The sequence below is a fragment of the Streptomyces sp. NPDC031365 genome, from assembly GCF_055569765.1.
The window spans coordinates 1-7726 of sequence record NZ_JBVIIM010000068.1; the positions used below are offsets into that span (position 1 = coordinate 1).

The 7726-nt window shown below is 66.9% G+C and carries 8 protein-coding genes and 4 pseudogenes; 9 read left to right on the forward strand and 3 right to left on the reverse strand.

What is annotated here, in order from left to right:
* Window positions 1-142 precede the first annotated feature (142 nt).
* The 8 genes and pseudogenes from ACZ5C2_RS38365 to ACZ5C2_RS38400 all read left to right on the forward strand — a co-directional run.
* On the forward strand, window positions 143-499 hold the full coding sequence (locus tag ACZ5C2_RS38365; RefSeq protein ID WP_468801575.1) for a hypothetical protein: 357 nt from the start codon (window positions 143-145) through the stop codon (window positions 497-499).
* Entirely contained in the window at window positions 499-1071 is a 573-nt protein-coding gene (locus ACZ5C2_RS38370) for a hypothetical protein (RefSeq protein WP_468801577.1), read from the forward strand. Before ACZ5C2_RS38365 ends, ACZ5C2_RS38370 begins: the two co-directional genes overlap by 1 nt.
* 403 nt (window positions 1072-1474) lie before the next feature.
* Window positions 1475-1768 (forward strand): hypothetical protein, encoded by a 294-nt coding sequence (locus ACZ5C2_RS38375; protein WP_468801579.1) that lies wholly within the window; start codon window positions 1475-1477, stop codon window positions 1766-1768.
* Between the two features lie 160 nt (window positions 1769-1928).
* A pseudogene (locus ACZ5C2_RS38380) lies at window positions 1929-2568 on the forward strand (transposase).
* Window positions 2496-4109: pseudogene (locus ACZ5C2_RS38385) on the forward strand (type IV secretory system conjugative DNA transfer family protein); the annotation flags it as partial. The pseudogenes ACZ5C2_RS38380 and ACZ5C2_RS38385, both read left to right, overlap by 73 nt.
* Window positions 4102-4440 (forward strand): hypothetical protein, encoded by a 339-nt coding sequence (locus tag ACZ5C2_RS38390; protein ID WP_468801580.1) that lies wholly within the window; start codon window positions 4102-4104, stop codon window positions 4438-4440. The pseudogene ACZ5C2_RS38385 and the gene ACZ5C2_RS38390, both read left to right, overlap by 8 nt.
* On the forward strand, window positions 4437-4619 hold the full coding sequence (locus tag ACZ5C2_RS38395; protein WP_468801582.1) for a hypothetical protein: 183 nt from the start codon (window positions 4437-4439) through the stop codon (window positions 4617-4619). Before ACZ5C2_RS38390 ends, ACZ5C2_RS38395 begins: the two co-directional genes overlap by 4 nt.
* Window positions 4620-4926: 307 nt before the next feature.
* Window positions 4927-5312: pseudogene (locus ACZ5C2_RS38400) on the forward strand (transposase); the annotation flags it as partial.
* A gap of 156 nt (window positions 5313-5468) precedes the next feature.
* On the opposite strand, the pseudogene ACZ5C2_RS38405 reads toward ACZ5C2_RS38400, so the two are convergent.
* From ACZ5C2_RS38405 to ACZ5C2_RS38415, 3 genes and pseudogenes are all read right to left on the reverse strand, one after another.
* Window positions 5469-5567: pseudogene (locus tag ACZ5C2_RS38405) on the reverse strand (IS5/IS1182 family transposase); the annotation flags it as partial.
* A 387-nt stretch (window positions 5568-5954) separates the two neighbouring features.
* Window positions 5955-6404, reverse strand: coding sequence for a hypothetical protein (locus tag ACZ5C2_RS38410; protein WP_468801584.1), 450 nt, complete (start codon window positions 6402-6404; stop codon window positions 5955-5957).
* 390 nt (window positions 6405-6794) lie between these two features.
* Window positions 6795-7433 (reverse strand): nucleotidyltransferase family protein, encoded by a 639-nt coding sequence (locus ACZ5C2_RS38415; protein ID WP_468801585.1) that lies wholly within the window; start codon window positions 7431-7433, stop codon window positions 6795-6797.
* A gap of 79 nt (window positions 7434-7512) precedes the next feature.
* Between ACZ5C2_RS38415 and ACZ5C2_RS38420 the strand changes: the two genes are divergently transcribed.
* On the forward strand, window positions 7513-7726 hold a 214-nt coding region (locus tag ACZ5C2_RS38420), incomplete at its 3' end, for a transposase (protein WP_468801586.1).

Below are 7726 nucleotides of genomic sequence, written 5' to 3' on the forward strand. Positions count from 1 at the left end.
ATGTCGCTCGACCCCACGGGCAAGGGACAGGCCCGCTGGACCCTGCGCTGGAAGACCGCGCTGAACGCCTTCGACATCACCTTCGACGGCCGGCTTTCCGCAGCCCGTCAGTAACCTCAACCACCCTCGTTACACCGTTCGATTGACAGACCCCACCGAGCTCGTCCAGGCCGGCGGCGCCCCCTACAAGGCATACAAGACCCGGCTGTCCATCGCGCTGCGCCTGCTGTGGCCCAAGCGCCCCGCACAAAGGTCCCCGTTCTGGCGGCCGGACTGGCGCATGAGTATGGTTGCCGAGGCCTCCGTCCGCCACTGGTCGGTGGCCTTCAGGGCCGTCCAGCAAGGCCACCAGCTCCTCGCACTGCGCAACGTCGACGCGGCGGTCTTCTGGGCGCCGGACGGCACCGCGCCCGCCACGTACCGGATCGGGACCGGCTTCGGCGAAGTGAAGGCCAAGTTTGTCCAGCCCGGCGAGATCATCCCCGAAGGTGACGACTGATGGCCGGCCCCACAGGCCGCGGCGACTCCCTGGGCGCCGCCCTCAACAACCTCCTGCGCTCCCAGGCCACCCCCCGCCACCGGCTGTCGTCGTACAACGCCAAGCACTGGCACGCCCAGCTCAGCCATCTCACCGCGACCCACCGCGGACAGCAGGCCCTGGCGGACGCCGGTCTCCACGTGACGACCAAAACCCTCATCAACTGGCTGTCCGACTCCGAGTACAACGTCCGCCGCAGCTACCTGGACATCATCCACACCGCGTACGAGAACACGGCCACCGTCCCCGCCGACCCGATCCCCGACCACATCACGGACGGCCAGTACGAGATCAGCGGCGTCGTCAAAACCGGCGACGACGAACGCACACGCGGCACCGTGGACGCCGCGCCCCTGCGTATCGACGGCAGCCGGGGCCACTGGGACGAGATCGAAGGACTCTGGCTCGCCGGCGAACTCACCGACGACGAGTTCGAGGACCACTTCACCGACGACGTCATCGTGGAGGACATCGGCGAAGGCACTGACGGCTGGGAGTTCCCCGGCGCCTCGTATTCCGTCGAAGTCAGGTAGCAGCACGCACGAACCAGTCCAACCGCCAGCCGCGACAGAGGTATCCACAGCATGAGCCACCGCCCAGAACGGCGGATGCTACCGCTGATCGCCGTGCACGCAGAGGCGGCCGCGAACGCCGAGCAGCGTGTGGCTGAGCTTCTCGGTGTCGTGGGCATGAGCCCGGCTGAGGTGCATCCTCGTCACGGCCATCCAGGCTGGCGCCGTAGAAGGCGCTCATGGCGAAGTCATCGAGCTGGATGCTCAGGCCCTCTCCGGCAGTAGCGATCAGATCCACGAAGACTGGCTTTGCGCCGTCGAGGCGATCGCCGACAGACTCGCCGACATCGCCGACCGCACTGTCCGCCAGGCCAGGGCGAAGGCCGCCGTCATCGAGGCACCGTCGGCCGCGCCGAGCCGGACTTTGCGTCCCTCGCCCACGGCAGCCGACAGCGTGGAGGAGGAGCAGGCGCACCAGGTGCTGGAGGTGGCCGAGCGGATCTTCGAGTCCCTGACGGGCTACACCGGCTACGCCCGCGACCTGTTGGAGGAAGTCCTCGCGGCCGTCCTGAAGTGCGTCGGTGTCGAGCAGCAGGACGGCTACATAAGGCAGTTGGAAGCCTCCGCCGAGGCCAGACGAGAGCGCCTGATGAAGCTGTGCGCCCGGTACGGTACGGGCCGGGCGGGGCCCTCGCAGATGAGAGCCGCTGCTGCCTGACGCACCAGCCGGAGAGCCTCGTGGTCTGCGAGCGTCTCGACACTGAGCTCTTTCAGCGCGGCCACTGATCTGGTGACGCTCGTGGTGTGCGCAACGCACGAGGCTCCCGTGCCGTTGGAGGAGGTGTTCGAAGTCTCAACCCACAGGCCCGGGAGCCGCGTTGGTTTCCAACTCTGCCGCACTCGGCCTGCCCCATGCCCTGGTCGAGTGGGTCACCATGCTCATCGTCACCCGGGAGGGGGACCGTCGCTGCAAGCTCCCACCGCACCAGCGTGCGCCGGTCTGCCTGGTGTACCTGCGCAGACACGACACGCTCGCCGAGATCGCCGGCGGCTTCGGCATCCCGGTGGGCACCGCCCACGCGTACACCTCCGCGGTGATCAGCCTGCTCGCCGAACGCGCACCGGGCTTGCTCGAGGTGCTGCGCGAGACCGATCCCGACTACGTCCTGTCCGACGGCACCCTTGCGGAGTACGACCGCCTGGGAGACGGCCGGGCCGACTACTCCCCCAAGCATCGCCGGCATGACGTGAACGTGCAGGTGGTGTCCGATCCGGATGGCCGGATGCTGTGGATCTCACCTGCACTGTCCGGCCGCACGCACGCACGACCTAACCGCAGCCCGCACCCACCGGATCATCCGGATTTGCGAACGTCAGGGCGTCCCGGTCCTCGCTGACCGCGCCTACATAGGAGCCGACCAGCAAACCCCCTGCCCGCCCACGAGGCCGCACTGTTGGCCGGGCGCGGCTGGGCGCGCTCCGGCGCGAGCCTGCCGGAAACCGTGCTGTGCGCCGTGATCGACGGGCCCGGTTCGGTCTTCACCCCGGCCCCGCCCGGCTGGCTGTTCTACCCGCTGGTCGCGATGCTGCTGCTGACGTTCTTCCTGCTCCTGCTCAAGGCCGTCACCAAGCTGAACCTCGGCGGCGGGTCCACCGGCGGCGCGCAGTGGGGCGGCGCGAAGGTCGAACGCAGGCTCAAGGCCCCGCAGGACCCCGCCTGGCGGGCCAACCGCATCACCGCCGGCCGCGGCGCGCACACGGGCGCGATCGTCGCGGCGCAGCCCAACATCTCGGCGACCGTGTTCGGCGTGCCCGGCAGCAGCAAGACCACCGGCCTGGTCCTGCCCAACGCCGCCGAATGGCAGGGCCCTCTGGTGGTGACCACCACCAAGGCCGCCGACCTCGACATCATCCACACCCGCCGTCGTGCACTCGGCCCGGTCTGGGTGATCGCCCCCGCGGGCATCCCGGGCCGGGAGACCAACAAATGGTCCCCGGTGGAGTACTGCACCGACGCCAAGGCCGCCGACCGCATGGCCGCCTGGATGGCCGAGTCATCGGCATCCGGGGACCAGCAAGCGGGCCGCACCCTGGATCGACCAGGCCAAGAACGTCCTCAAAGGCGTACTCCTCGCCGCGAACCTCTCCGGCGGTGGCATCAACGCCATGCGCCGCTGGCTCTCCCTGGGCAAGGACGCCGTCGACCACGTCCGCTCCGTGCTCCAGCAGTACGGCTACACCGAGGTCGCCGACGACTACGCCTCCCCCTGGCTGCGCCTGCACGAGGACGGCATCGGCTCCATCCAGTTCAGCTCGCCCGCGTCTACGCCGATGAAGAGGTCCGCGAGACCTGCGCCGGCACCGACTTCACCGTCGAGGACCTGCTGACCAGGAACGGCACCGTGTGCCTGATCGCCTCCGAGGCCGACGCCGAACGCTTCGCCCCGCTGCTGACCTCGATCATCGCCTCGATCATCCACGGCGCCGAGGTCGCCTACAACACCACCGGCAAGCCCCTCGACCCCGGACTCGGCGTGCTGGTCGACGAGGCGGGCAACATGCTGCACTATCCGCGCCTGCCCAACATCCTCACCACCGGCCGAGGCATGGGCATCGTCGTGCTGACGGTGTGGCACGACCTGTCCCAGCTGCGCGACCGGCTCGGCGTGCAGAAGGCCAACACCGTGCTGTCCGCGAGCGGCCTGCGCATGCTGCTGCCTGGCTGCGGCGACCTGGAGACCCTGCGGTACTTCTCCGGCCTGTACGGCCGCACCGAGACCCTGCGCACCTCGCACGGCCGCTCCCGCGGCGACTTCACCACCAACACCTCACCCACCGAAACCGACCTCGCGCCGGTCCACTCCCTGCAGCAGCTGAAGGAGTTCACCGCGATCGCGCAGTACTCCAACCAGCCCCCGATCAAGGTGAAGATGCGGCTGACCTTCCGCGACCGCGACCTCAAGCGGCTGCTGTCAGCACCCCGGCCGGCCGCCGGAACCGGGCCGGTGACCTCGGACAAGGCAGCGGCACCCGTAGCGGGGGAGGCGGGCCGTGACTGACTTCCCGGACAACCCGGCGTCCCTGTGGCCCGCCGTCCCGCCTACACAGACCGAAGCACCCCAGCCGCGGCGCTGGGTCTGGTCGGCCATGGAACCCCCCGAACGCCGCACCCGGCTGCGCGAACTGCACACCTGGGTGGAGTGGCTGCGCCACACCGCCGAGCTGCACAACGACATCCCTCCCTGCTGGTACCGACACCGCTGGGTACGGGAGATGCTCACCGCCCTCTACGTGGGCTGGCTGCGCACCTACGAGGGCAAGAAGACACCGGGACGCGAGCTCGCCGAGGCAGATGGATCAACACGCTGCACGCCTTCAGACCGCACATGAAGCTCCCCGCCTGCATCGGCGGCCACCAGGAACCTCCGCTGCCCCCGCCGCCGGACCCGAGGGCCGACGAGGAGTGGGAGCTGTACTTGGCCACCTCCACCCACACCACGGATCCGGCACGGCATCCGGCTGAGGCGGAGGTGCGGCGGATGGTCGCCGAACTGGACCCGCTGCTGTAGCCGTGAGTAATCGTTGCGGCGGTTTCCGGGAGCCGCTCGAGGCGGTGACCTACTCATCATTCCTTGATCCCGAAGACTCTATTCTCAGCCAACTTGGTCAGTTCCTCTCCACCGATGACGTGCTGCTCGGCTGGGAGAGAACGGCACCCCAGGCATTGCCGCAATCCGCCAAACTCTGCGACGCACCAGTGGAGGCGGACTCACCACGTTGCCCACCAAGTCCCGGGCCTCCGAGCGCCGCATCGCATTTCCAGCCCGCTGCCTTTAGGCGCTGAAGCACCACCACGAACAGCAGCAGCGCGAGCGTGGCATGCGGATCACATGCTTCGCGACCAACACCCCCGACCGTCCCATCGCCGAGCTCGAACTCCGTCACCGGCTGCGGGCCCGCGCCGAGGACCGGATCCGAGCCGCCCGGGCCCCCGGCCTGCGCAACCTGCCCCTGCACCGGGCAGCTCAGAACAGGGTCTGGCTGGAGATCATGCAGATCGCTCTCGACCCGCTGGCCTGGCTGCCCATGCTCGCCCTCACCGGCACTACCCGGCTCTGGGAACCCTCCGCCTGTTCTCCGCGGCGGCCCAGCTCGTCACCACCGGCCGCCGAAAGATCCTCCGCCTCGCCAAGCATTGGCCCTGGACCGACGAGATCACAGGCGCCCTCGAACGACTCGCGCTCCTGCCAAGCCCCGGCTGACCAGCAACGTCCACCGTCCCGGCGACAACATCACCCGCCCCGGCCAGTGGAACACGGCGCCCACCCGACGCGACAGCCGGGCCACCGGCCTGCCCACCATCAGCTCGAGAAAGCGAAAGGGTCCACCGATTCCGCCGACGGACCCTCACGAAAGATCGAGGCTAACGCCTGGGTACGGGAGCCGTCGACCGCCGCCCGAGAGAAGTCCAGGACGTTCGCGCCGCGGAGCTCGGCGAGGAGGAACTCGTGCAATCGGGGCCTTGTTGAACGCGGCGTCAATCCGCGGGTCCTCGGGGTCGGCGCTCTCGTCGTCCTCCCAGTGCCAGGCTGCGTTCAGGGGGAACGGTTCTCCTGGCTGCCGCGGGCGAAGCTCGGGCCACGTCTCGGGCAACCAGCCGAGCGGCTGGAGACCGCCGTTGCCAGCGGGGCCGAGGCTCGACCCGTTGCTGACCTCCGCGATGAAGGTCCTGTACGGCTCCGGGAGGACCACCCGGTTCTCCTACTCCCACAACGCGACAGCTTCATGTCCGAGCGCCTGCTCGCGCCATTCCGGCGGAAACGCGGAGCGCAGGAAGTCGAGAGTGACTTCGGCGGGACGCTGATCACGTGTTTGTGGGTCGCGGTCCTGAGCCCCTTGGCTGTTCACCGCACCTCCTGCGGGCGCAGCGCCCGTGACTGGATTGGATGAGTGGGTAGCGGAGACGGCGTCGGCGGGTAGCAGCACGGCGACCGGTGGGTGTTCCATAGGAGTACCTGCGGCTGGCTCTGAGCCGCCCGTGTGATGAGGTCACCGAAGTCCTTCTGCGCCGCACTCAGCACGTGGGATGGAAGCACCTGCCGCTTCTGGCTCTTGTGAATCAGAGTCATGCGCCCGCCTTCCTCAGCGCGCTTCACAAGGGCGTAGAGAGCGGCGGCACGGGTGAGGTGGTTCAGGATGCGATACGCCTCCAGCGGGTACTCGATGCTGCGGGCCTGAAGAGCGTAGCCGAGTTCGACCAGCGAGCGGGCCGCGCCCTCCTCGACCTGCTCGAGGTTCTCGCCGCTTCGTCCACGTGGGCCTGCGAGGTGTCCATACGCGTCCCGGCCAGTCACCAGCACTGCCTGGCGACTGGATCGGGGACCCTACTCATCGTCACCGGGCGCCCCACCACGATGCGGCAGGAGATCTTCGTAATCACAGGCCGCAACCGCCCGTACACCCATCGACCAGAGCGCCGTAAGCATCTGAGTCACCGCTGCGACGACTCCATCGAGAGACGCTTCACTCGTTGGGTCGCACTCAAATACGGATGGCCACCCAATAAAATCTGAATCTGAGGAAACCGTACCCTCATAGTCATTGTGTGTCCATTCAGCCACCAAAGATGGAAAATGTAGGGCGTCTCCATCGACTACAGCATTCGACACCCGCTCGGCTACCTTCGCCGGTATGTCTTGGTTTCGGGTGGCAACATAAATTGCGCACTCCAGATGCACTATCAATCACCTAACTCGAACGAAGGGCCCTTGATCGAACGGACCGCCCATCCTGATTACCGAGACGTCAACGTGGTCAACCTGACCGCCCATAATCTTCGTAATTTCCTTCTTTATTCCACTGAGTTTGGGACGCACATCCCCTGCCGTGATCTTACCTGTTGCGATGGCGTGATCTCTAGTTCGCGCTTGACTGGTCCCTTCGTTCACATGCGAGAAGCGCTTCGCTATGAGGCCATCGAACGTCTCAGGTGTTACGCGTACTGCAATGTCGACGTCGGACAGCCCATCGGAATTTCCCGCAGCTCGACTTCCTTGAATCGAAACTTCCGCACGGAAACCAAGATCCTTGCTGAAGGACTTACGAATTGCCGCTAGCTGTCCAATTTCCATACCTTCAGGAACGCCCGTAACGCGCACCCAACTGCCTCGAGGTTTGAGTGCGAAGAACCCGACTGCCCCCCCGGTCATACCAGTCTGCACTCCAAGATTGAGCAATTCCTCTCGAATCTTGCACAACGTGTCTGCCGATTCGCAATACAAGGTCATCCTCTGCGAGATGGAATCAGCTTGGTAGGCACCCCCACAGGTGCTACCGGCAGGAACTGACCCGTGCAGCAGGTCAATGTCGTCCAGCATCTCCATGCGTAGAGCTCGTAACACGATCTTGTTGAAGCGTGCTGGTGGGGCGTAACCGGTGTGACGATTCGGCCGTTCGCGGGGTGTGGGTACTCGACCGTGGATCGTGGACGATGAGTTGTGGGCGCTGATCGAGCCGTTGCTGCCGCCGTGGCCGGAGCGGTCCCCGGGGCCACGACCGGTGGCAGATCGGCTCTGTCTCCTGGGCGTCCTGTTCGTCCTCTACAACGACATAGCCTGGCAACTCCTGCCCTTGGAGCTGGGGTTCGGCTCGGGGCAGACCTGCTGGCGGCGTCTGG

What these genes read in the sequence shown, in the direction of transcription:
- ACZ5C2_RS38370 (WP_468801577.1), top strand. Translation starts at nt 499, where the DNA reads ATGGCCGGCCCCACAGGCCGCGGCGACTCCCTGGGCGCCGCCCTCAAC.
- ACZ5C2_RS38395 (WP_468801582.1), top strand. Translation starts at nt 4,437, where the DNA reads ATGAAGCTCCCCGCCTGCATCGGCGGCCACCAGGAACCTCCGCTGCCC.
- ACZ5C2_RS38415 (WP_468801585.1), bottom strand. Translation starts at nt 7,433, where the DNA reads ATGGAGATGCTGGACGACATTGACCTGCTGCACGGGTCAGTTCCTGCC.